Raw genomic sequence first — 21,291 nt, forward strand, 5'->3', positions numbered from 1 at the left:
TGAGGCTGCGTTTCACCAAATTTTCTCTTTTCTGGTCTCATTAAATGCAAAATTTCCATTCAACTTTTTCTGTAAGATATCCATATCTTCATTAACTTTTCTTTCAATGACCTTTGCGTATATCTGGGTGGTGGAAAGTTTCCTGTGGCCTAAGATCTTGGAAACTGTTTCAATGGGAACCCCGTTTGTTAATGCAACTGTAGTTGCAAACGTATGCCGGGCAAGGTGAAAGGTTACATTTTTTTTAATCTTGCAGGTTATAGCAATTTCTTTCAAATAACTATTAAGCTTTTGATTTGAAATTAGCGGTAAAAGGCTATTATTAACCTGACAGTCTTCATCATTCTTGTATTTTTCAAGAATGATAATAGCATTTGACAACAAGGGCAGTTTAACCTGATTTCCATTCTTTTCACGCCGGGTTACTATCCATAATTTCTTGTCTATTCCAATGGAAACATTCTGAGGTGTGAGCAGCATTAGGTCACCATAACTTATACCGGTATAGCAGCTAAAAATAAAGAGATCTCTAACTCTTTGGAGTCTTGGAATTTCCGGTTCCAGATCTTCAATTTTCTGAAGTTCCTCCACAGTCAAAAATTCTCTTTCTTTCTGCTCCAGATGGGGCTTAAACTTTACAAAGGGATCCCGGTCAATCCACTCCAGGTGAAAAGCCAGCGTCACCATTTTTCTCAAACGTTGGATATGCTTCATAACTGCATTATGCTGAAGACAGGTTTGATAATGCCTGGGACGGATTGACCTGAGATAATTTTCAAACTTTATTATAAAACTGTAATCTAACTCCTTTAAGTAAAAATCCGATCTTCTATATTCCTTTTTAATGAATCTCCTTATATAATTTTGACTTGTAATATAAAGACGGGAGGTGTTATGTTTCAGTTTAGAAAAAAAATTTTCATTGTGATATGTGTATAGATCTTCTAAAGAAACCAGGTGATCGAAACCCCCAAAATATTTTGATTTGATATTCTCTGGCGATAAGATCTTCCCTTCTATTCTTAATTCCTGGTAACACTGAAATAATTTTGAGTATTCCTGATCCAAATACTGATTAAGATCTTTGGATTTAGGACATGTACCTTTTACCCTCCTCTTCTTCTGATCCCAGAGGTGTATATCAGCCTTTCGTTTGAGACTGATATTTAATTTTTTACCATTTATGGTGATCCTTGCATAAATAACCGCTAAGTTATTTATTGCCCTTTTGGAATAAATCCAAAATAAAACTGAAAATGTTGACTGTGTACGCATGGTTGATGATTTTAAGTTGAACTTTAGTACGAAAGTCCAATCACCAAATAGTGCGTTTTATTAGGGTTCAATTTAAGGAATCAGGCTGTAAAAATGTTGACGATTTGTGAACTTTTTATGCCTTATCATTTAACATTCTTTAAAATCATAAAAAATGCAAAACCCTGATAATCATACGATTAAGAGGGTTTTGAGCTTTTAGAAAATGTTAAAAGAGGCCTCGCCAAGAATCGAACTTGGATCTACAGTTTAGGAAACTACTATTCTATCCATTGAACTACGAGGCCAAAATCCCCACAAAAATAAAAATGTTTTAATAAAAAATGCCCTAAACAAAATAAAACTTCCGCCGGGGTTCAAAACTAATTGGGAATCGCAGCCGGTAAAACTCAACGGGAAATTTTAATCTCTTTACCCGGGTACTTATATTTGTAAAAAAAGTTATGCCAAAGCAATTCTATCTGCTCATTTCCACCTTATTTTTTACAACCTTATCCTTTTCGCAAATCAACGAGGACAAAACCGGTGCCTGGTATATGTACTTCTGGAATACTACTTTTAAGGAAAGCAATTTTGGTTTACAGGGTGATGTGCAATACCGTAATTGGAACCTGGGCGGCGACCTGGAACAACTACTACTAAGAGGTGGGCTCACCTACAGCCCGGAAAACGCCAATATTAAATTTACCCTGGGATACGCCCACATCACCACCGGGGATTACGGCGACAGTAATGAGACGGTTGGAGAAAGCCGTATCTACCAGGAAGCTTTACTGCCACAACTGGTTGGCAGCAGATTTTACCTCACTCATCGCTTTCGATATGAACAACGGTGGGTCGAGGAGCAGGATATGCGCACAAGGTTTCGATATAATCTCTTCCTAAATGTTCCCCTCAACCAGCCTACCCTAAGTAAGAACGCCGTATATGTTGCTCTTTATAATGAATTATTTATTAATGGTGAAAGAAATATAGGGTCAGGAAACAGCGTGGAGTTGTTTGACAGGAATCGTTTTTACGCTGCACTTGGATATTCCCTTAAGGACAACCTGAGATTACAGCTTGGCTATATGGAACAAACCACCAACTCCTGGAGCAAAGGCCAGATCCAGCTAAGTTTGCATCACACCCTCTAACTGTTCCTAAAGGTTTTTTGATATATTTGATGGAATATTATCCATTCAAATATGAAAAATTTCTTCCTATTCTTATTCTTCACCGGTATGAGTGCACCTTTTTTTTCTCAAAACCCGGCAATAAGCGGTGATGCTTTTGCCCATACTTACTCTATTGTTGCCCGGGATTCTATTACAGGAGAAATGGCCGTGGGGGTGCAAAGCCACTGGTTCTCTGTAGGCTCCCTGGTATCCTGGGGAAAATCTGGAGTGGGTGTTGTGGCCACACAGTCTTTTGTAAATCCTGCTTATGGCCCCCGTGGACTTGAATTAATGGAAAATGGAAAATCTGCCTCTGCAGCATTAAATGAACTTGTTTCAAAGGATGAGGGAAAGGAATACCGGCAGGTGGCTTTTTTGGATAACAAGGGTAATTCTGCTGCCTTTACCGGGGAGAACTGCGTGGAATCTGCAATGCACCATGCTGCTGAAAATTTCTCGGTACAGGCCAATATGATGTTGAACGATAATGTGATCCCGGCGATGAAAAAAGCTTTTAATGATCATAAGACTTTACCTCTTGCTGAAAGGGTTGTGGAAGTGCTCAAGGCTGCTGAAGCTGCAGGAGGGGATATTCGTGGCAAACAAAGTGCTGCCCTCATTGTAGTTGGGCCTGAAAAGGTGGAGAATTCCTGGGAAGATAAGAAAATAGATCTAAGGGTAGATGACCATGCTCAACCACTCGAGGAACTGGAACGATTACTCAAAGTCGCCAGGGCATATGAATTTATGAATAAAGGAGATGTGGCTATGGAAGAGGAAAATGTGGAAGATGCATTGCTATATTATGGCAAGGCAGAGGAACTTTTCCCGGCAAACCTGGAGATGAGATACTGGAAGGCCATCGCCCTTGCCAACAGCGGAAGGATCGAAGAAGCATTACCTGTATTCAGGGAAATATTTGCTGAAGATGATAACTGGCGGGAAATGACCACCCGCTTACCTGCTTCGGGTTTGTTAAATGTTTCTAAAGAAGACTTAAATCGAATTGTAAAAAAGCCCTAGAAGATTTCTAATTCTTACTTTTATGATTCAGAAGAAATTATAAAAAATATTATTATGCAAATAAGGAAGATAGGTTTGGGAATATTGGCGATATGCGTAATGGGTTTCACATCATGTAAAGATGAAGAGAAGGCCACCGCCACACCACCCCAAAGTGAAGTACAAACAAATCAAAATCCAAAAACAACTGCTGCAGTGAATCCTGCACACGGACAGCCAGGGCATAGATGTGATATCCCTGTGGGAGCACCATTGGACCAGGCTTCAGGAACCCAGGCTATGCAACAACAGCAGCAATCACAAACCATCAATTCGCCCACCAGCTCCCCTGTGAGAGTTAATAATTCTACAGCAACACCAACAAAGAATCCTCCCCATGGGCAGCCGGGACATGACTGTACTATTCCTGTAGGGGCAGATCTTACCAGTAATTAAGATGCAGGTTTTTTCCTTATAGGGAAGAAATTAAAAATATAAAAAAATCCGTGGAAGCTATCTCCCACGGATTTTCTCTTTTATAGATCAAATTAAATTAATCCAATCCTCCTCTGCGGGTTGCGTCCCTTGGCTCCGGCCAGGTCATTTGCTCTCCTGTTCTTGGATTATTAGGAAGATTGATACGTTCTCTTGAACTTCTCTCAGGGTCCTCACTTGCCATATAGGTAAGGATGGCGGTAAGGATCACATTGTCCCTTACATCATCCCACACGATCTTGTCATAAGTATCAAGATTGGTATGCCAGGTATAGTTCCAATAATCCCAGCTTAAAGAACTTAAACTGAATGCGGGAGCTCCTGCAGCTACAAAAGATGCATAATCTGATCCCCCACGGCCCGGTGACCCGGGGAAGTTGGTTTCAATTTCTCCTTTGATATCATTTGGTACGGGCTCAAGCCATCTGGTTAAATAATCATAGGCGTGAAGGAAACCACCGCCAGAAAGGTTTACCACTCTACCGGTACCGTTGTCCTGATTGAATAAGGCCTGGAGGTTGTCCACAACCTCGGGGTTATCCTTCACATAAGCCCGGGAACCGTTAAGCCCCTGCTCTTCACTGCCCCAATGACCTGCAATGATGGTTCTTTTTGGGTTAGGGTACAACTTTTTAAGAATTCGCATAGCTTCCATCATCACCAATGTTCCCGTACCATTATCTGTAGCACCGGTAGCTCCATCCCAGGAATCAAAGTGGGCAGAGAGGATAATGTATTCGTTTGGAAGCTCGCTCCCGGGAATAGTTGCTATGGTATTAAATGCCGGTACAGCACCCAGTTCTTTGGATTCTGCAGTTATTCTTAGCTTTGGTTTCTTTCCAGATTCAGCCAGGCGATATACCATTCCATAGTCTTCCAGGGATAGATCTACTGTAGGGATCTTCTTTGTAGAAGCAGAAAAGATCTTGTTAGCTCCAAAACCTCTTGACCAGTTAAGCGTAATAATACCTACAGCGCCGGCTCTTTCAAGGGCCTGTGGCAAATCCCTTCCAAATCCTGTATTGCCTAATCTTTCTCTCCAGGCCTTCATTTGCTCTTCGCGTTCTTCTTTCATTTTCTCAAATGATTCCTCCTTTGCCCATTCTTCCCAATTATAATCTGGTCGTCCCGTTGGTTGTGGCATAGAGATCATTACCAGTTTACCTTTTACCTGCGGCAACATTCTTTGAAAGGCAGCAGAGTCTGCCGCCTGTGGCAACACAATTACCTCTGCCTCCACCGGCTTTCTTCCCGTTGATGGGCTCCAGGCCAGTTGCATCCCTGAAAGGCTACGTACCCTTGGCTCAATCATATCTATATGGGTGATCCCGCGCTGCCAGCCACGCCATTCTCCCCACTGCTCATTCTCTGCCTCTATCCCCCACTCTTTATAAGTGTTTACCGCCCAGTCATGAGCATTTTTCATTTCTGGGGTACCTACTAAACGCGGCCCAATGAGATCAAGTAATTCGTGTCCCAGGTGTTCTAATTGTGAATTTTCACTGGCTTCTTTGATAATGTTATCTACTACCTCATTCTGTTGCTGGGCAAAAAGAACTGTTGTAGATAAAAAAGAAAGGTACATAGTACCTGCAATTTGTTTTTCATACTAATTAAATTCTAAAATGTTTATAAGATCCTCAAATATAACATTCCTTTATAAATTTCAGCACTCCTAAATTCCGGTTATAGAGAGTTTCTTCAGAAGAGTATAAAAAAAGGCTGCCCGGTTAAGAGCAGCCCAATAGAAATTTGGTGAGATTTAAATTATCGCCAAACCATTCCGCTTAAAACAACAGTATACTCCATGGCTTCAGCATCATAATTAATACTGTACCTGGTAGGGTAATAATATCTTGTTCTTTCAAAACTCTGTGGTTGATGAATATTGTATTCTATACTTGTTTTTTCACTCAAATAATCCAGGGTGACCATAGGTTCATAGAATATAAAGCTTCCATCATAAGAACCCATAATGAAGGTTTGATCGAAGACTTCCCCATTCAATTCTCCTGCTTCAAGGCTGGACCAGTGTTTACCCATCATAGGAATAAAACCGGGTCCCGGCACATAAGTAGCAGGAATGAACTCTGGTGCAGGAAGGATGTCGGCGAGAATAGCATCTGTAATTTGTGCCTTTTCCTCTTCAGAGATCATATAGAAATGCAGGTCCAAATGAGGTAAATCGTAGACACCCGGTGGTTCGTGACCCATGGGCATGAAACCTATATCAATGTGGTCAAAAACGATCCCCTCTGCCTCGGCAGGTAAGGGCAGGGTAATTTCATACATCATCTGCGGCAGTCCTGAAAGAGCAGATTCAGTAAACTTTAAAGCAATCGCGTGAAGGTCACCATCACTGTCAAGCTGCACCATAGACCAGGCGGTCCCATCACCAAAGGGCTGGACAGGCCCGTAATAAGTAACCGGCGCATCACTACGCGTAAAGAAATCATTGGAATCAACACCGGAACAACCTTCACGGAAGTGGAAATAATCCACGGCGCCTTCACCGGAAAACAGGCTTCTTACATCTTCATCTGTAATAACCCCCTGGCGAATAACACTCTCTGTAATTGTTCCATAGGCATCAGAATTTAGCAGGGTGATCTCGACATAATATTCGTCCAAACCTTCAGAATCTGGCAGGGCGACACATACTGGAGTACCCGCATAATCCCCGGCATCATTTAGCGCTACGGTATTGGTGAGATTTGAATATAATTGAGCTCCCATCTGGCCATTTTCATAGCTCCAAATATCCAGGCTAAAAGCTGCTGGGTAGTGCCTGCCGGTCTCATCACAATAATTTCCGAATACACACCATTCTATGGCAATCCCGGGCACCAGGTCAAAGAATAAATATCCATATTCATTCACCATACGATCATCAAAACAAAGTACCGGTACATCCACATACTTTTTCACTCCTGCCCGTAAATCTATAGCTATGGGCAAGGGAGTATTCACAAAATTCGCAAGAGGGCTTCCTGCCATGGGTGTTACCCAGGTAGCATTGCCGCTACCATCATAAACCACGAAATAGTCCAGAGAGTAAATTCCCGGCTCCAGTTCCAGCTCTGCCGCTTCCTCAGTAAAAAGCTGCCCTGCCACAAGGTCTATCCTAAAAGGATCTCCGGGAGAACCAACGACATTCCCTTCTGCATTGGAAAGGATGATCTCAACATACACCACAGCTTCATTGGAACAAGCCGGTATCTCTGTAACCGCTTGTTTGGAAGCAGACCTGTTACCGGACAGGTCTTCCAGTAAGGCGTTAAAGGAAATTGTAGCTTTTTCAGGATTAATATTCCTATTGGACTGTACATCATCACTGCTACAAGAAGTGAAGATCAATGACAACATCGCCATCCAGGCGACACCTAAATACAATTTTTTCATAATAAATAGTGGTTGAATAATTAGTAAATTAATCTCTTTGGAACTCGAAGCCCAATAATGGGGGACTCAAAGGAGCAGGAATGTCGGGAATGACCACTTCCTGCAGGTGATCTAATTTATAACCTTTTGAAATCTAATTCATTAGGGGATTCCCTGTAAAATATTTAACCTCTTGTATTTAGGTAATAGTCCTTATCAAAAAACTATTTTACTATCTTGCCTACAGCAACTCCTTAGGGAGTAGCAACACTTTAAAAGAAATAAAGAAAATTTTATATGGATGTAAGCTTTGTAAGAAAAAAGTTTCCTGCACTGGAAAGGGATTTTATATTTATGGACAACGCGGGAGGATCCCAAATTCTTGGCAGCAGTATAGATTACATAAATGAATATTATAAAAATTATAATGTACAGCTGGGGGCTTCTTATAAGGTCTCTGCAACTGCAGGGGAAAAACTTGAGCAGGCTACAAAACAGGTGGCAGGCTTTATAAATTCCCCCGGCCATAAGGAAGTGGTAATGGGACCTTCCACTTCTATGTTACTGCGTATACTTAGCTTGTCACTAAGTGCTGAATGGCAGGAGGGAGATGAAGTTATTGTAACCAATACAGACCATGAAGCAAATGTTTCCTGCTGGACAGACCTGGAACAGCAGGGAATCAAAATAAAGATATGGAAAGCAAATCAAGATGATTTTGAACTTAAAATAGAGGAGCTTGAGAATTTATTATCCTCCAGGACCCGCCTGGTTGCTGTAACTCATTGTTCCAATATTCTTGGCAGTATTAATCCTATTAAAAAAATAACAGGAGTGGTCCATAATGCCGGGGCCCTTATTTGCGTTGACGGGGTGGCGTATGCCCCACATAGAAAAGTGGATGTACAGGAGCTGGGGGTGGATTTTTACATCTTTAGCTGGTACAAATTATATGGTCCCCACCTTGCGGTGATGTACGGAAAAATTGACCTGTTTACCAAAATGAAGGGCATTAATCATTATTTTTTTAAACCTGATGATGTCCCCTATAAATTCCAGCCGGGGAATTATAATTTTGAGCTTACCTACTCCCTTAAAGGAGTAACTGAATATTTTACAAAATTCCATGATTACCATTACCCCGATGATGAGAGTGATGTTGACGAAAGAAAAAAGCAGGCCGGGAGCTTTGAACTTATTGCCTCTTATGAAGAGCAACTTGCTGCCCCGTTACTGGAGTACCTCGCCTCTGTACCGGATGTGAAAATAATTGGCGAGCCCACTGCCGATTCTAAAAAAAGGGTTCCCACCATCTCATTCATCCATAAAGATTTTTCCAGCAGGGAGATCGTGGAAAGAACAGACCCTTATAACATAGGAATTCGATTTGGGGATTTTTATGCTAAAAAACTGGTTGCCGACTTTGATCTTTTGCAGTATGAAGGGGTTGTGAGAGTGAGCCTGGTACATTATAATACCATAGAGGAAGTGAAGAAATTAATTGAAGTATTCAAAAGAATATTCTCCAATGCATAAGTCCTTTTTGCTGGTAGCAGCCCTTAGCCTTATTTCCTGTGAGGAGGAATCCACGCCTCATAAATATGAGGTACAGTATTATGGTGCTATGAAAAATATGATGATGGAAGGTGACCTTACAGCAACTGCGACTCTAACAGAGTTTGAAGCCGTAGAAAACCTTTATGCCCTTGGAGCTATGGAAGATCTAAAAGGAGAAATACAAATATTCAACAGCAAGGCAATGAATTCCATCGTCCAAAATGACAGTGTGAAAATTGATACTTCTTATGATTATAAATCGGCTTTATTTGTCTTTGCACAGGTACCTTCATGGAAAAGAGTAAATATTCCAGATACAGTTACTACGGCCCAGTCCCTGGAAAATTTTATAGCCCGGGCTGCAGGAGAAAATGAGCAGGATATGGAGGAACCATTTCCCTTCCTCCTGGAGGGGGAGGTTAGCTCCCTCGAATGGCATGTTATAGACTGGAAAGAAGGGGACAGCATTCATACACCCCAAAAACATAGAGAATCGGGATTACAGGGAACCTTGAGTGAAGAACAAGTAGCGGTAGTTGGTTTCTATTCCCGCTCCCATCACAGGATCTTCACGCATCACTCTTCCAATGTACATATGCATTTTAAAAATGAAGATGAAAGCCTTGCAGGACATATCGACGAGCTGTCACCTAAAAAAATGACCCTCCTGCTTCCCGGGGCTCCCTAAAGATCTTTAGACATTACAATCTTCCCACCCTTTGCAAGAATATTCTTTTTGGCATTTTCGAAATCCTCCTCATCCAGTGCACGGGTGGCATCTTCAATGAGAATAGTCTCAAAACCCTCCTGCAAAGCATCCAGGATTGAGAAATAAACACAATACTCTGCCGCGAGTCCGCAAAAATAGATTTCAGTACTTCCTTTTTCCTTAAGATAACCGCCCAGTCCTGTTGATTTGAGGTGGGCATTATCATAAAAGCCGCTGTAGCTATCAATATCGGGGTTTGTTCCCTTTCTAAAAATGGCTTCGACACGGGACATTTCCAGGTTGGGATGGAAATTTGCTCCTATGGTTTCCTGCACACAATGTACCGGCCATAACACCTGCTCCTGCCCTTTCCATTGAATTTTTTCAAATTCTTTCTTGCCGGGATGACTTTCAGCAAAACTGGAATGGCCCTGTGGGTGCCAGTCCTGGGTGGCGATAATGAGCTCAAATTTTTCCTGAAGCCTGTTAATTACCTCCACTATCTCATCTCCTCCCGGTACTGCGAGAGCTCCCCCGGGAATGAAATCATTTTGAACATCAATTATGATCAACGTCTTCATGGTCCATTTTTTTATATTTCTTTATCAGGTTTTCTCTTTCCTCTTTCAGCCTTCGGCTAATCCCTATTTTATAGATGTGCGGATTGTCAAAACGTTTATATTCCGGTGGGAGGGATTCCAGTCTTTCCGCAGCATATTCAGCTATATCCCAAACGCTTCTTGATTCAATTTGAATGTGGCCATTCTCCATTACCTTATGCAGAAGGGGTTCCATATAAAATTCCTTAACCGGAAGCGATTTTAAAGGGCCTACGGGGTCATAGATCTTTTCAAGTTCGGTTTCCTCCCGCAGCGTGATCGCATCGGCCCCTATAAGTTCGCCATTTTTATCCCTAATGCGATAAACCTGCTTTATATGGGGAATGGTGATCTTAGCAAGGGTCTCAGATATTTTCAACCTGGGTTTCCCATTGGACATGCTTAACTTGTAAACCCCGTCCAGTGCCGCATCTGGCTGGCCTGTCACCAGGCTGGTACCTATCCCAAAAATATCAATGGGTGCTTTTTGTTCCAGTAAACTTTTAACTACATATTCATCCAATTGATTGGATGCAATGATCTTTACATAATCAAGCCCGGCATTATCCAGCATTTTACGGCTTTCCCTGGCCAGATAGGCGAGATCGCCACTATCCAACCTTATGCCTGCGAGCTTTTGTCCTCTTTGCTCCATCTCCTTTGCAACCGTAATGCTATTTGGAAGACCACTGGAGAGGGTGTTATAAGTATCTACAAGCAACACACAATTATTTGGCCTTCCCTTTGCAAAACTACGGAAGGCTTCCAGCTCATCATCAAAACTTTGGATAAAAGAATGAGCCATGGTACCAGACACAGGAATATTAAAATCCTCTGACGCAATAACATTACTGGTCCCGTTAAAACCTCCAATTATTGCAGCCCGGCTGGCGTGATAACTACCTGCACCCTGCGCCCTTCTCATCCCAAACTCCATTAAATGCCTATTCCCGGCTACCAGTCTTATCCTGCTGGCCTTTGTGGCAACAAGGGTTTGAAAGTTGAGAAGGTTAAGCAACATGGTCTCAATGATTTGTGCCTCTATGATATTTGCTTCCACCTGTAATATGGGCCTGTTTGGAAATACAATATCACCTTCATGGCTCGCATAGATAGTACCTGTGAACCTGAAGTTCTTTAGATATGATAGAAATTTATCTGAAAATCCGCCTTTTCTTAGATATTCCAGGTCTTTTTTGGTGAATTTGAGATCCTGAAGAATGCGTAGCAGGTCTTCGAGGCCGGCAAAAACAGCATAACCACCCTGGAAAGGGTTTTTCCTGTAATAGTAATCAAAGACCGCAATGTGGTCTTTGTGGCCATTATTAAAATAGACCTCTGCCATCGCCAGCTGGTACTGGTCTGTATAAGTCGCTGAAAAATTGATCATTCGGTTGGTGGTTTAGTTCTCCTCCTCTAGCTGCTTTAGTTTTTGAAGATAATGGTTATAGTCGCCTTCACTGTACATAACAAATTTAATCCTTTGCAAATGTTTAAGTGCAGGAAGTTCCTTTAAAATAGTTTTAAAGGCAACATTTGTAGCTTCTTTAAAGGGATAACCAAAGGCACCTGTTGAGATTGCAGGAAATGCAATACTGCTGAGTTCATTTTCATTTGCAAGCCTAAGTGCATTGGCATAGCAATTTGACAGAAGGCTATCTTCAGGTTTGTCCTTTCCATATACAGGGCCTAAGCAATGAATGATCTTTTTATTGGGAAGGTTGTGGGCAGAGGTTATAACAGCTTCCCCGGGTAAAATTGGGGCCAGTGGATTACACTCTTCATATAATCCCGGCCCGGCTGCTGCGTGTAAGGCACCTGCCACTCCCCCTCCGGGAGCAAGTTGTGCATTCGCGGCATTTACCACGGCATCTACATCTGGTTGGGAGGCAATATTCCCGCGAATAACTTCAATTTCTACCTTTCCATACGCTATTTTCATCTGGATTTTTAAAGAAAAGATACAAAAATAGCCGCTTAATTTGATGTTTACACTGAACCTTACCTCATAGGTCGTACCCTGAGGTTAAAATTTCCCTGGGAGACAGATCTCCAGGAAAATTGTGAATTCTCATAGCCAGAAAATTCAAAATTACCCTTTATAATTGTGCCATCATCATCTGTAATTTCCAAACGATTGGTGATATCCCCAGCCCCGGAACACGGTAAGGAGCAGTCCAATTACCCGGTGGAGAAGCTTCAGAATAAGAGATCCAGCTTTTGTTCATAGGATTGTCCCCAAAGGAGTAAAGACCCTTTCCCTTGTAATTCAGGATGCGAAACTCAATATTCTTTCCGCTGTGGGATTCTACCTTAACAAGCAGATCAATCGCCCCATAGTTTGCCAGGATCTTTTCGCAGTGTACTTTTCCCGAAGTAGAATTAACAGTATATTTTTCAGCATTGATATTGGCTGTGAGAAATTGTTCGTCGTAAAGTGCTTCGTGATCGTCACTGCAGGCGAAAAGGAGGGTTGCACAAATCAAGAGAAGACAGGGAGTTGCAGAAAGAGTTTTCATGGCCGTAATATTTAAAGAACTATATCTCTAAATTTACTACATACTTTCCCTTCTCCATAGGGGAAAATCCCCTATTTTTATTTCCAACTATTTGATTATAAAAGTTTTACGCATAAAAAAGGCAAGAAATTAAATACAAAAAAAATGGACGGCCCCAACCGTCCATTTATAATATTACTAAATTCCCCCAAAGAATCTATGTAACGCATGTCTAACCATATGGAAGTACTGTACAAGTGCATTGTACAAACATATAGTCATAGAAGATGCTTAAACCTTACAGGGGGGGGGTGAAAAAAAATTTATTTTTTTTCCGGAATTCAGCTAACCAAATTCGACTGTTAGAGGAGCTTATAAATACCTAATAATTCTTTTCTATTTTTTATTAGAATATTTAGCGAAGAATAAAAATTACATTATATTTGCAACCGCAAAAATGATTGCAACACTCCTCCTTAGCTCAGTTGGTTAGAGCATCTGACTGTTAATCAGAGGGTCCTTGGTTCGAGCCCAAGAGGGGGAGCAAACAAAAAGCTTTAAAAAAGCTGGATTACGTACATACGGAAAAGATTATTTTCCTCCTTAGCTCAGCTGGTTAGAGCATCTGACTGTTAATCAGAGGGTCCTTGGTTCGAGCCCAAGAGGGGGAGCAAAAAGCCTGGCAGAGATGTCAGGCTTTCTTGTTTTTTAAAAATTGCGGAATTTTAAAATGGAAAAGCTAAATAAAAAATTAGACTCATCAAATAATATTCTATCTCACGCAAATCACCTGGAACTAATTAATCCACTTTTCCCTGCTAAGAACCCTTCCGTCTTAATCGGTAAGAAAAGTTTCTTAGCGATATAAATTCTTCGCCGATTAATCCACCTTCCCTAAAAAAAAAGGGAAGGAGGCTTTTCTTAGCTTATCTATGAATTACAAATGTTACCAGTCTTTAATCAAAATTGACACATAAATTTTTTCTTTAACCAATTAAAAACAAGATTCATATAATCTTTTTTCAGAACTTTAGGATTCTGATCAAAATCTTCATCAAATGAAAAATTTTCTATTTCTAACTCTTTTAATACTCTTCACCACCTCCGGATTTTCCCAACAGGCACTTCAAGGAGCCGGGGACATTGTCTCTCCAGAGGTACACGAGGACAATTCTGTAAGTTTCAGGCTTCACGCTCCTAGTGCCGGGGAGGTGAAAATAAGTGGAGAATGGCTTCCCCAGGAAAACGGGAACACCATCCCTGTGGAAATGAGCAAAAATGAAGATAATATATGGACCTATACCACAGAACCACTTCCCTCAAACCTTTACAGCTATTCATTTATTGTAGACGGGTTGAGAATTACAGATCCTAATAATGTTCATCAAATAAGGGATGTGGCCACAGTTAGTAATATCTTAATGGTAGGTAACGGAAAGGCCGATAATTATATGGTGACCAACGTACCGCACGGTACGGTCTCGAGGAGATGGTACAAATCTCCATCAAACAAGGATAATCCCGGTAGAAGAATAACAATTTACACTCCCCCCGGATATGAAGATAGTTCTGAGAACTATCCCGTCCTATACCTGCTTCACGGGATGGGAGGGGATGAGGAAGCCTGGATGGCCCTTGGACGCACATCCCAGATCCTTGATAATTTGATCGCACAGGGGAAAGCCAAACCTATGATTGTGGTGATGCCCAATGGAAATTATTCTCAGGAGGCTGCACCCGGCGAATCCTCAAAAGGATTTTATAAGCCCAATTTTCAACTGCCAAATACCATGGAAGGAAGTATGGAAAGCTCATTTCCAGATGTCATAAATTTCATAGAAAGCAATTACAGGGTAAAAGCCGATAAAGAGAACAGGGCCATCGCAGGCCTATCCATGGGAGGATTCCACTCCCTGCACATTTCCAGGTTCTATCCAAATATGTTTGACTATGTAGGCCTCTTCTCCCCTGGCATTAATCCATTCGAAAAAACCAATTCTCCCGTTTATGAAAATATAGAGGAAACTCTTAAAAAGCAAAAAGAGAACGGGATCGAACTCTACTGGATCGCCATAGGGAAAACCGATTTTCTCTACAAAAGCGTGGAGGATTTTCGAAAAACCCTGGATAAGATTGAAATGGACTATGAATATGTTGAAACCGAAGGTGGCCACACCTGGTCTAACTGGCGGGATTACCTGGTGGAATTTACGCCACAGCTATTTCAAGAGTAGGCTTTGAGAGTAAAGGGCAGAGGAAAGAGGAAAGTGGAAAGAGGAAAGTGGAAAGTCAGTACTTATAAAAAAGAGTTACTGTCAAATGAGTTGAAGAGGTTGTTTGATAACACTTTTTCTAAAATGCCAGGTGACGAATTAATTTCGTGAAACTCATTTTGCAACTCTATTTACCTCCGTGGTTAAATAATTATCTACTGCGAGGAACCTAGACTATTTATTTAAAGAATCACTATACTTTACACAAAAAACGCCAGATATAAAATCTGACGTCCTTTTATATAACTGTTTTAGAATTATTTACTCAAACAACCAGCGGTAAATATCATTCCCATTGGCAAATAGTACCAGGGCGATTAGTATGAAGAAACCTACCAGCTGTGCATACTCCATGAATTTCTCATTAGGTTTTCTTCCGGTTACGATCTCATACATAAGGAACACCACATGCCCCCCGTCCAGTGCAGGAATAGGAAGTATGTTCATAAACGCAAGAATGATGGAAATAAGCGCGGTTGCCAGCCAGAAGCCCTGCCAGTTCCACGCATCGGGAAACAGGCCACCTATGGCTCCAAATCCGCCAACCTGGGTAGCTCCTTTTGCGGTGAAGACATATTTGAACTGGGCTACATAATCGTGTAGGGTCCAGTAGCCATAATCAAAACCTTCAGAGATACTCTCACCGATACTATATTCCCTTTTCTGTACCTGGAATCCCCGGCCAGATGGATATACCCCAAGTTTCCCATCATCGTCGGGAGTTACTTTGGTGCTCATTATCTCTCCCTCGCGGCTAAACACCACTTCAATTTCCTTGTTCTTTGCTTCAGTAGTAATGGGCGCAAGCTCGTGCCAGTAACCTATTTCCACATTATTAAGCGAGATTAGGCTATCACCTTTTTGCAGTCCGGCCCTTTCAGCAGCGGTTTCTGCCACAACAGAGTCCAGCACCGGCGATTGGATTGGAATAAACGGTTGCATGATCCCTTCCTGGAACATATAGGAGCCAATATCATCTGGTAAGGAGATCACCTCCTGTTCCCCGCTCTGGCGAAGCACAGTAATATTCTTCACATCCCTTAGGAACAAATACCTGTTCACATCAATGGAATTCTCAAGTTCCTCCCCATTAATGGCCAGTACCCTGTCCCCATCCTCGAATCCAAACTCCTTGAAATTTTCAGCCACTGCAAATCCGCGGGGCATATCATCGGCACTTACATAGCCGCTACCCCATACAAACAGCACCATCATATAGATGAGGAAACCAAGAACAAGGTTCACGGTCACCCCTCCAAGCATAATGATAAGCCTTTGCCATGCCGGTTTACTCCTAAACTCCCAGGGCTTTGGCGGCTGGGCCATTTGCTCCTTATCCATGCTCTCGTCTATCATCCCTGATATCTTCACGTAACCCCCCAGGGGTAGCCAGCCAATACCATATTCTGTCCCCCCAATTTTCTTCTTGAAAAGGGCAAATTTTACATCAAAGAACAAATAGAATTTCTCAACCCGGGTCTTGAATAATTTTGCAGGGATAAAGTGCCCCAGCTCGTGTAAAACAATAAGTAATGATAAACTAAGAAGTAATTGTATTGCTTTTATTATAAATGGATCCATATAGTGCAGTCACAAATTTTAATCGCACAAAAGTAACCTTTTATAAACTCCTAAAAAAGCATAAATAGAAGCTAGTGATTTAGCATTCTGAAATTTAATACCTGTTATGCCATTAATTGATCTCCAGGTGGTAATTTTGCAGAAATTTATTCTCTCATGCTGCAGTTCTTTGCCAAATATAAATTCTTCGCGATCGTACTATTCATAATGTCCGTTATTATTATCGTGAGCATATACAGCATCCTGAAACCCCAGGAAAAATTACCGGTCTACCAGCCCGATATGGTGAATACAGAACTGGTGGATACCACCGTACAATGGGTACGGAAATACCATAAAATAGCCGACTTCCAGCTTTTAAATCAAAATGGGGATACGATCACACAGGATTTCTATCAGAATAAGATCTATATAGCCGATTTTTTCTTTACAACCTGCCTTGACATTTGTCCAATTATGACAGACCATATGCTGGAGATCCAGGAAAAGATAAAGCAAGATCCTGAAGTGCTCCTGCTTTCTCATACTGTGATCCCTCAACACGATAGTGTGCCGGTCCTTAAAGCCTATGCTCTGGAAAAGGGGATAGATAATTCCAAATGGAACCTGGTAACCGGAGACAAAAAACAAATCTATGATCTTGCCAGGAAGTCATACCTCGCTTCAAAGACAGACGGGGATGGCGGGCCCTACGATATGATACATACAGAGAATTTTGTCCTGATAGATAAATCCCGGCGAATAAGAGGATTCTATGATGGCACAGATCCTAAAGCCATAGACAAACTCCTGGATGATCTAAGGATCTTAAAAGCTGAATATCAAAACTAATACTTTTAGCTTCCTGGTTTTTCTGTCACAGTTTTTTAAGCTACTTTTGCCTTGTTTAAAATCAATCTAAATAAAAATGAAGCTGACTGTTGCTAATCTTAAGCGCGGGCAAAAAGGGATCATTAAAGAATTCTCTGTAGACACAGTGCCTCTTAAGCTGCTGGAAATGGGTTGTCTTCCCGGGAATGAGGTGGAGCTGGTGCAAATGGCACCTTTTCGTGACCCATTATACCTAAATATCAACGGGAGCCACCTTGCGATTAGAAAAGAAACAGCACTTCAAATCGAAATAGATTTAATTCCTTAAAATGGGAAAACAAATTAATGTTGCATTAATTGGAAATCCTAATACAGGTAAGACCTCTGTATTTAACCAGCTCACCGGTCTTAACCAACAGGTGGGTAACTACCCGGGTATTACCGTCGAGAAGAAGGAAGGGGTTTGCAAATTACCGCGTGGGTTAAAGGCGCATATCCTGGACCTACCGGGAACCTACAGCCTGAATGCTTCCTCACTTGATGAGAACGTTGTAATAGAGTTACTGCTGAATAAGAACGACAAGGATTTTCCCGATGTGGCAGTTGTTATAAGCGATATTGAGAACCTTAAGCGCAATCTTCTTCTTTTCACCCAAATAAAAGACCTTGAGATCCCCACGATCCTGGTGATCAATATGGCCGACAGGATGAAGCGTAAAGGTATAAGCCTTGATATCCCTCTCCTGGAGGAACAATTGAATACAAAAATTGCCCTGGTAAGTGCAAGAAAAAATACCGGTATCGAGGAGCTAAAGCAGCTTATACTTAATTATAAAAAACTTCCTACAGAGCCCTGCCTCAATGCTTCGGTAATGGATCCTGAATATTTTGACAGGCTGCGGAAGGCTTTTCCCAATCAGTCACTATACAAATTATGGCTGGTGATCACCCAGGATGTCAATTTTGGAAATATCAACCGAAACAGCATTACTGAAGGAGCTGAATTTTCCACAAAAAGCACAGCCGATCTAAAGCGCCTTCAGCAAAAGGAAACTATATTAAGGTACCAGTTCATAAATGGGGTATTGAAGTCGGCAATGAGTATTGACCTTGCCAGTGCTAGCGATCTAAGAACAAGATTGGACCGTGTCCTTACTCATAAAGTTTGGGGGTATGTGATCTTCTTCCTTATCATGCTGCTCATATTCCAGGCGATCTATGACTGGTCAAGCTATCCTATGGATTTTATTGATGAAACCTTTGCAGCCCTAAGTGAATGGACAAAATCTGTAATGCCGGCAGGTCCTTTCACGAGCCTGATAGCCGAGGGGATCATCCCCGGCCTTGGAGGAATTGTTATTTTCATTCCACAAATCGCCTTTTTATTCCTTTTCATTTCCATACTGGAGGAAAGTGGATATATGAGCAGGGTGGTGTTTTTAATGGATAGGGTAATGCGCCGGTTTGGCCTAAGCGGGAAAAGTGTGGTGCCACTGGTATCTGGAACTGCCTGTGCAATTCCCGCAGTGATGGCAACGCGGAATATCGAGAACTGGAAAGAACGTCTTATCACAATTCTTGTGGTACCCTTTACCACCTGTGCAGCACGGCTACCCGTGTACCTCATTATCATTGCGCTGGTGATACCAGATCGCAGTTATTTTGGACTTAACCTGCAGGGGCTCACTCTTATGTTGTTATATCTTATAGGTTTTGGTACCGCCATTGGAAGTGCATGGATCCTTAATAAGATCCTCAAGATTCGTTCCCGCACCTATTTTGTGATCGAAATGCCCAATTATAAACTACCTATGTTTCGCAATGTCGGAATCAATGTGGTAGAGAAGACAAAATCCTTTGTGGTGGGTGCAGGAAAGATCATCCTGGCAATCTCTATTATCCTGTGGGTTCTTGCAAGCTATGGCCCGGGAGAGAATTTTGACCGCGCAGAGGAGATCGTAACCACAGAATATCAGGACCAGAATATTGAAGCAGGGGACCTTGAGGAAGAGATCGCCTCCTATAAATTGAAACATTCCTATATCGGGATCATTGGCAGGGCTATAGAACCCGCTGTTACCCCGCTGGGATACGACTGGAAAATTGGTATAGCTATTGTAAGTTCCTTTGCAGCACGGGAGGTTTTTGTGGGAACTCTTGCCACCATTTACAGCGTGGGAAGTGATGAGGAAGAAACGATCAAGAACAGAATGGCAGCCGAGACAAACCCGGTTCTGGGCGGGCCGTTATTCACCTTTGCCAGCGGGATAAGTCTGCTGCTCTTTTACGCCTTTGCCATGCAATGTATGAGCACCCTGGCAATTGTACAAAGGGAAACAAATACCTGGAAGTGGCCGGTGCTGCAGCTGGTAATTATGAGTGGGTTCGCCTACGTGGTTGCACTAATTGCCTTCCAATTATTAAAATAAAATAAGAATGGAAAATATACAGGAAATACTGGTTTTTATCACCTTCGCAATTGCAGTTGGTTATATGGTAAGCAGGTTTATTTGGAAACCGGCTTTTTTAAAGACCAGAAAAGAAAAGACTAAAGCCTGCGGGGTATCTGGCTGCGGCTGTGATTGATGTTTTTGCTGAAGGTGCTTCAGCTTTTATACCACCAACAATTATAAATTCCTGCTGAAACATAGGCCGTTATCAAGGATAAATTATAAAATTCTTTCCGTAATACTGATCTCCAGCTCGTAATTTGGTTCCTCCACTTTAGTACTGGGGTAAGGCGACAAAAGGATCCTGTTTAAATTATAACTCACGCCCCCTGCAGAAAAGTCAAGCGGAATATTTCCGGTATTCACGGTCAATATCCTTTCCCCGATAAGAATATTATTTTCGAAAAGTTCCACCAGCACTTTTGCTTCTCCTGCCCATACGCACATCACCTCTTTTGGACAACGGGAATCCATCACAACTTCCCTGAATTTAATAGATCTATTGCCTATGCTGAGCAACTCGCCCGGTTGCAACAGGGAACTATAGACAACAGCATCTGGCAGCTGACTCTCCTGGGCCCACATTACCGGGGTTATTATAATTAATAATAAAAAAAGGATAGTTTTCATAAACAGGAACTTTCTTTAAAGACGATCTAAATTTGTTCCTGTTGCAAATATTAGCCCAAACCAACGTCCAGGGTCATCATTATGATGAAACCGCCAATGAATCCCATCGTTGCAATATCTGTAAATCGATCTTGTTGTGATTCTGGGATCACCTCCTCCACTACCACGAAGATCATAGCCCCTGCTGCAAAAGATAATGCATACGGAAGTATGGGTTCAAAAGTCAATACGGCCCAGGCCCCAAGAACTGCAGCAACAGGCTCTACTGCGGCAGAGAGTTGCCCAAAGTTAAAGCTCCTCCAGGTGGAAAGACCCTGCCTTCTTAAAGGCATGGAAACTGCCAGGCCCTCCGGGAAATTTTGTAGACCAATACCTAATGCCAGGGCAACTGCACCACCAATGGTAGCCCCGTCAAAACCTGCAGCAGCTGCACCAAACAAAACTCCCACCGCAAGTCCTTCAGGAATATTATGCAGGGTTATTGCCAGAGTGAGCAGGGTAGATTTATGCCAGGGTGTTTTAATTCCTTCCTTTTCGCTCATTTTAAAATTGACATGAAGGTGAGGCAGGATCTTATCCAGGCCAAACAGGAACAAAGCCCCGGTTGCAAAACCTACCACGGCAGGAATGACCTTAACAAAGCCTTCGCCGGGACTCATTTCTATCCCGGGTGCCAGCAGGCTCCAAAAACTCGCAGCAACCATCACCCCGCCGGTAAAACCCAGCATCCCATCAAAGAAAGCCCGGTTCATATTATTAAAAAAGAACACCAGGGAAGCACCCAGGGCCGTAAGCCCCCAGGTAAATAAAGTGGCAAGAAAGGCAGCCAGGATTGGGTCAATACTTTCAAAGTAATTAATTATATTATCCATAC

Annotated in this window: 20 protein-coding genes and 3 tRNA genes; 12 read left to right on the forward strand and 11 right to left on the reverse strand. The window is 42.1% G+C overall.

Annotated elements, in window-relative coordinates; all coding sequences use genetic code 11:
• Positions 1-12: 12 nt before the first annotated feature.
• Positions 13-1,275 carry a site-specific integrase gene (locus FHG64_RS08660; protein ID WP_139066022.1) on the reverse strand — a complete coding sequence of 421 codons (1,263 nt, stop codon included), beginning with the start codon at positions 1,273-1,275 and terminating at the stop codon, positions 13-15.
• A 215-nt stretch (positions 1,276-1,490) separates the two neighbouring features.
• Positions 1,491-1,562: transfer RNA gene (locus tag FHG64_RS08665), tRNA-Arg, on the reverse strand.
• Between the two features lie 156 nt (positions 1,563-1,718).
• Here FHG64_RS08665 and FHG64_RS08670 point away from each other — a divergent pair.
• The 3 genes from FHG64_RS08670 to FHG64_RS08680 are packed head-to-tail and all read left to right on the forward strand — an operon-like array spanning position 1,719 to position 3,890.
• Complete coding sequence (locus FHG64_RS08670) at positions 1,719-2,411, forward strand: DUF2490 domain-containing protein (protein WP_139066023.1); 693 nt, start codon at positions 1,719-1,721, stop codon at positions 2,409-2,411.
• 51 nt (positions 2,412-2,462) lie between these two features.
• Positions 2,463-3,455, forward strand: a complete 993-nt coding sequence (locus tag FHG64_RS08675; RefSeq protein ID WP_139066024.1) for a DUF1028 domain-containing protein — start codon at positions 2,463-2,465, stop codon at positions 3,453-3,455.
• Between the two features lie 54 nt (positions 3,456-3,509).
• Positions 3,510-3,890 carry a hypothetical protein gene (locus FHG64_RS08680; RefSeq protein WP_139066025.1) on the forward strand — a complete coding sequence of 127 codons (381 nt, stop codon included), beginning with the start codon at positions 3,510-3,512 and terminating at the stop codon, positions 3,888-3,890.
• A 97-nt stretch (positions 3,891-3,987) separates the two neighbouring features.
• On the opposite strand, the gene FHG64_RS08685 is transcribed toward FHG64_RS08680, so the two are convergent.
• Complete coding sequence (locus tag FHG64_RS08685) at positions 3,988-5,514, reverse strand: M20/M25/M40 family metallo-hydrolase (protein ID WP_139066026.1); 1,527 nt, start codon at positions 5,512-5,514, stop codon at positions 3,988-3,990.
• Between the two features lie 182 nt (positions 5,515-5,696).
• Positions 5,697-7,331 (reverse strand): DUF5602 domain-containing protein, encoded by a 1,635-nt coding sequence (locus FHG64_RS08690; protein ID WP_139066027.1) that lies wholly within the window; start codon positions 7,329-7,331, stop codon positions 5,697-5,699.
• A 276-nt stretch (positions 7,332-7,607) separates the two neighbouring features.
• On the opposite strand from FHG64_RS08690, the gene FHG64_RS08695 reads away from it, so the two are divergent.
• Together FHG64_RS08695 and FHG64_RS08700 are read left to right on the forward strand one after the other, a co-directional pair.
• The gene (locus FHG64_RS08695; RefSeq protein ID WP_139066028.1) at positions 7,608-8,846 is read left to right on the forward strand and encodes a cysteine desulfurase-like protein; all 1,239 of its coding nucleotides are present in this window, start codon (positions 7,608-7,610) and stop codon (positions 8,844-8,846) included.
• Positions 8,839-9,555, forward strand: a complete 717-nt coding sequence (locus FHG64_RS08700) for an acetolactate decarboxylase (RefSeq protein WP_139066029.1) — start codon at positions 8,839-8,841, stop codon at positions 9,553-9,555. Before FHG64_RS08695 ends, FHG64_RS08700 begins: the two co-directional genes overlap by 8 nt.
• Here the strand turns inward: FHG64_RS08700 and pncA are convergent.
• From pncA to FHG64_RS08720, 4 genes are all read right to left on the reverse strand, one after another.
• A complete protein-coding gene (pncA, locus tag FHG64_RS08705; RefSeq protein ID WP_139066030.1) occupies positions 9,552-10,157 on the reverse strand; it encodes a bifunctional nicotinamidase/pyrazinamidase in 606 nt (201 codons plus the stop codon). The genes FHG64_RS08700 and pncA overlap by 4 nt on opposite strands.
• Positions 10,135-11,565: a nicotinate phosphoribosyltransferase gene (locus FHG64_RS08710; protein ID WP_139066031.1), complete on the reverse strand. Its 1,431-nt coding sequence runs from the start codon at positions 11,563-11,565 to the stop codon at positions 10,135-10,137. Before FHG64_RS08710 ends, pncA begins: the two co-directional genes overlap by 23 nt.
• A gap of 12 nt (positions 11,566-11,577) precedes the next feature.
• Positions 11,578-12,117 carry a macro domain-containing protein gene (locus FHG64_RS08715; RefSeq protein WP_139066032.1) on the reverse strand — a complete coding sequence of 180 codons (540 nt, stop codon included), beginning with the start codon at positions 12,115-12,117 and terminating at the stop codon, positions 11,578-11,580.
• 157 nt (positions 12,118-12,274) lie between these two features.
• Positions 12,275-12,694 (reverse strand): hypothetical protein, encoded by a 420-nt coding sequence (locus tag FHG64_RS08720; RefSeq protein ID WP_139066033.1) that lies wholly within the window; start codon positions 12,692-12,694, stop codon positions 12,275-12,277.
• A gap of 449 nt (positions 12,695-13,143) precedes the next feature.
• Between FHG64_RS08720 and FHG64_RS08725 the strand changes: the two genes are divergently transcribed.
• The 3 genes from FHG64_RS08725 (at position 13,144) to FHG64_RS08735 (ending at position 14,907) form a co-directional block, all read left to right on the forward strand.
• Positions 13,144-13,217: transfer RNA gene (locus FHG64_RS08725), tRNA-Asn, on the forward strand.
• Between the two features lie 53 nt (positions 13,218-13,270).
• A tRNA-Asn gene (locus FHG64_RS08730) sits at positions 13,271-13,344 on the forward strand.
• A gap of 387 nt (positions 13,345-13,731) precedes the next feature.
• Positions 13,732-14,907 carry an esterase gene (locus FHG64_RS08735; RefSeq protein WP_139066034.1) on the forward strand — a complete coding sequence of 392 codons (1,176 nt, stop codon included), beginning with the start codon at positions 13,732-13,734 and terminating at the stop codon, positions 14,905-14,907.
• Between the two features lie 300 nt (positions 14,908-15,207).
• Here the strand turns inward: FHG64_RS08735 and rseP are convergent, their stop codons facing one another.
• Positions 15,208-16,527: an RIP metalloprotease RseP gene (rseP, locus tag FHG64_RS08740; RefSeq protein WP_139066035.1), complete on the reverse strand. Its 1,320-nt coding sequence runs from the start codon at positions 16,525-16,527 to the stop codon at positions 15,208-15,210.
• 156 nt (positions 16,528-16,683) lie between these two features.
• Here rseP and FHG64_RS08745 point away from each other — a divergent pair, with 156 nt between their 5' ends.
• The 4 genes from FHG64_RS08745 to FHG64_RS19180 all read left to right on the forward strand — a co-directional run bounded on the left by FHG64_RS08745 (position 16,684) and on the right by FHG64_RS19180 (position 19,923).
• Positions 16,684-17,358 carry an SCO family protein gene (locus tag FHG64_RS08745; protein WP_139066036.1) on the forward strand — a complete coding sequence of 225 codons (675 nt, stop codon included), beginning with the start codon at positions 16,684-16,686 and terminating at the stop codon, positions 17,356-17,358.
• Between the two features lie 76 nt (positions 17,359-17,434).
• A complete protein-coding gene (locus FHG64_RS08750) occupies positions 17,435-17,665 on the forward strand; it encodes a FeoA family protein (RefSeq protein ID WP_139066037.1) in 231 nt (76 codons plus the stop codon).
• Position 17,666: 1 nt separating this feature from the next.
• Complete coding sequence (gene feoB, locus FHG64_RS08755; protein WP_139066038.1) at positions 17,667-19,766, forward strand: ferrous iron transport protein B; 2,100 nt, start codon at positions 17,667-17,669, stop codon at positions 19,764-19,766.
• A 7-nt stretch (positions 19,767-19,773) separates the two neighbouring features.
• Positions 19,774-19,923 (forward strand): hypothetical protein, encoded by a 150-nt coding sequence (locus FHG64_RS19180; protein ID WP_168191341.1) that lies wholly within the window; start codon positions 19,774-19,776, stop codon positions 19,921-19,923.
• Positions 19,924-20,006: 83 nt separating this feature from the next.
• Here the strand turns inward: FHG64_RS19180 and FHG64_RS08760 are convergent, their stop codons facing one another.
• Both FHG64_RS08760 and FHG64_RS08765 read right to left on the reverse strand, forming a co-directional pair.
• Positions 20,007-20,417 carry a hypothetical protein gene (locus tag FHG64_RS08760; protein ID WP_139066039.1) on the reverse strand — a complete coding sequence of 137 codons (411 nt, stop codon included), beginning with the start codon at positions 20,415-20,417 and terminating at the stop codon, positions 20,007-20,009.
• Positions 20,418-20,467: 50 nt separating this feature from the next.
• A complete protein-coding gene (locus tag FHG64_RS08765) occupies positions 20,468-21,289 on the reverse strand; it encodes a ZIP family metal transporter (RefSeq protein WP_139066040.1) in 822 nt (273 codons plus the stop codon).
• Positions 21,290-21,291 lie beyond the last annotated feature (2 nt).

It is taken from the genome of Antarcticibacterium flavum, assembly GCF_006159205.1.
GTDB lineage: Bacteria > Bacteroidota > Bacteroidia > Flavobacteriales > Flavobacteriaceae > Gillisia > Gillisia flava.

What these genes read in the sequence shown, in the direction of transcription:
- FHG64_RS08660 (WP_139066022.1), bottom strand. Translation starts at nt 1,275, where the DNA reads ATGCGTACACAGTCAACATTTTCAGTTTTATTTTGGATTTATTCCAAA.
- FHG64_RS08670 (WP_139066023.1), top strand. Translation starts at nt 1,719, where the DNA reads ATGCCAAAGCAATTCTATCTGCTCATTTCCACCTTATTTTTTACAACC.
- FHG64_RS08675 (WP_139066024.1), top strand. Translation starts at nt 2,463, where the DNA reads ATGAAAAATTTCTTCCTATTCTTATTCTTCACCGGTATGAGTGCACCT.
- FHG64_RS08680 (WP_139066025.1), top strand. Translation starts at nt 3,510, where the DNA reads ATGCAAATAAGGAAGATAGGTTTGGGAATATTGGCGATATGCGTAATG.
- FHG64_RS08685 (WP_139066026.1), bottom strand. Translation starts at nt 5,514, where the DNA reads ATGTACCTTTCTTTTTTATCTACAACAGTTCTTTTTGCCCAGCAACAG.
- FHG64_RS08690 (WP_139066027.1), bottom strand. Translation starts at nt 7,331, where the DNA reads ATGAAAAAATTGTATTTAGGTGTCGCCTGGATGGCGATGTTGTCATTG.
- FHG64_RS08695 (WP_139066028.1), top strand. Translation starts at nt 7,608, where the DNA reads ATGGATGTAAGCTTTGTAAGAAAAAAGTTTCCTGCACTGGAAAGGGAT.
- FHG64_RS08700 (WP_139066029.1), top strand. Translation starts at nt 8,839, where the DNA reads ATGCATAAGTCCTTTTTGCTGGTAGCAGCCCTTAGCCTTATTTCCTGT.
- pncA (WP_139066030.1), bottom strand. Translation starts at nt 10,157, where the DNA reads ATGAAGACGTTGATCATAATTGATGTTCAAAATGATTTCATTCCCGGG.
- FHG64_RS08710 (WP_139066031.1), bottom strand. Translation starts at nt 11,565, where the DNA reads ATGATCAATTTTTCAGCGACTTATACAGACCAGTACCAGCTGGCGATG.
- FHG64_RS08715 (WP_139066032.1), bottom strand. Translation starts at nt 12,117, where the DNA reads ATGAAAATAGCGTATGGAAAGGTAGAAATTGAAGTTATTCGCGGGAAT.
- FHG64_RS08720 (WP_139066033.1), bottom strand. Translation starts at nt 12,694, where the DNA reads ATGAAAACTCTTTCTGCAACTCCCTGTCTTCTCTTGATTTGTGCAACC.
- FHG64_RS08735 (WP_139066034.1), top strand. Translation starts at nt 13,732, where the DNA reads ATGAAAAATTTTCTATTTCTAACTCTTTTAATACTCTTCACCACCTCC.
- rseP (WP_139066035.1), bottom strand. Translation starts at nt 16,527, where the DNA reads ATGGATCCATTTATAATAAAAGCAATACAATTACTTCTTAGTTTATCA.
- FHG64_RS08745 (WP_139066036.1), top strand. Translation starts at nt 16,684, where the DNA reads ATGCTGCAGTTCTTTGCCAAATATAAATTCTTCGCGATCGTACTATTC.
- FHG64_RS08750 (WP_139066037.1), top strand. Translation starts at nt 17,435, where the DNA reads ATGAAGCTGACTGTTGCTAATCTTAAGCGCGGGCAAAAAGGGATCATT.
- feoB (WP_139066038.1), top strand. Translation starts at nt 17,667, where the DNA reads ATGGGAAAACAAATTAATGTTGCATTAATTGGAAATCCTAATACAGGT.
- FHG64_RS19180 (WP_168191341.1), top strand. Translation starts at nt 19,774, where the DNA reads ATGGAAAATATACAGGAAATACTGGTTTTTATCACCTTCGCAATTGCA.
- FHG64_RS08760 (WP_139066039.1), bottom strand. Translation starts at nt 20,417, where the DNA reads ATGAAAACTATCCTTTTTTTATTATTAATTATAATAACCCCGGTAATG.
- FHG64_RS08765 (WP_139066040.1), bottom strand. Translation starts at nt 21,289, where the DNA reads ATGGATAATATAATTAATTACTTTGAAAGTATTGACCCAATCCTGGCT.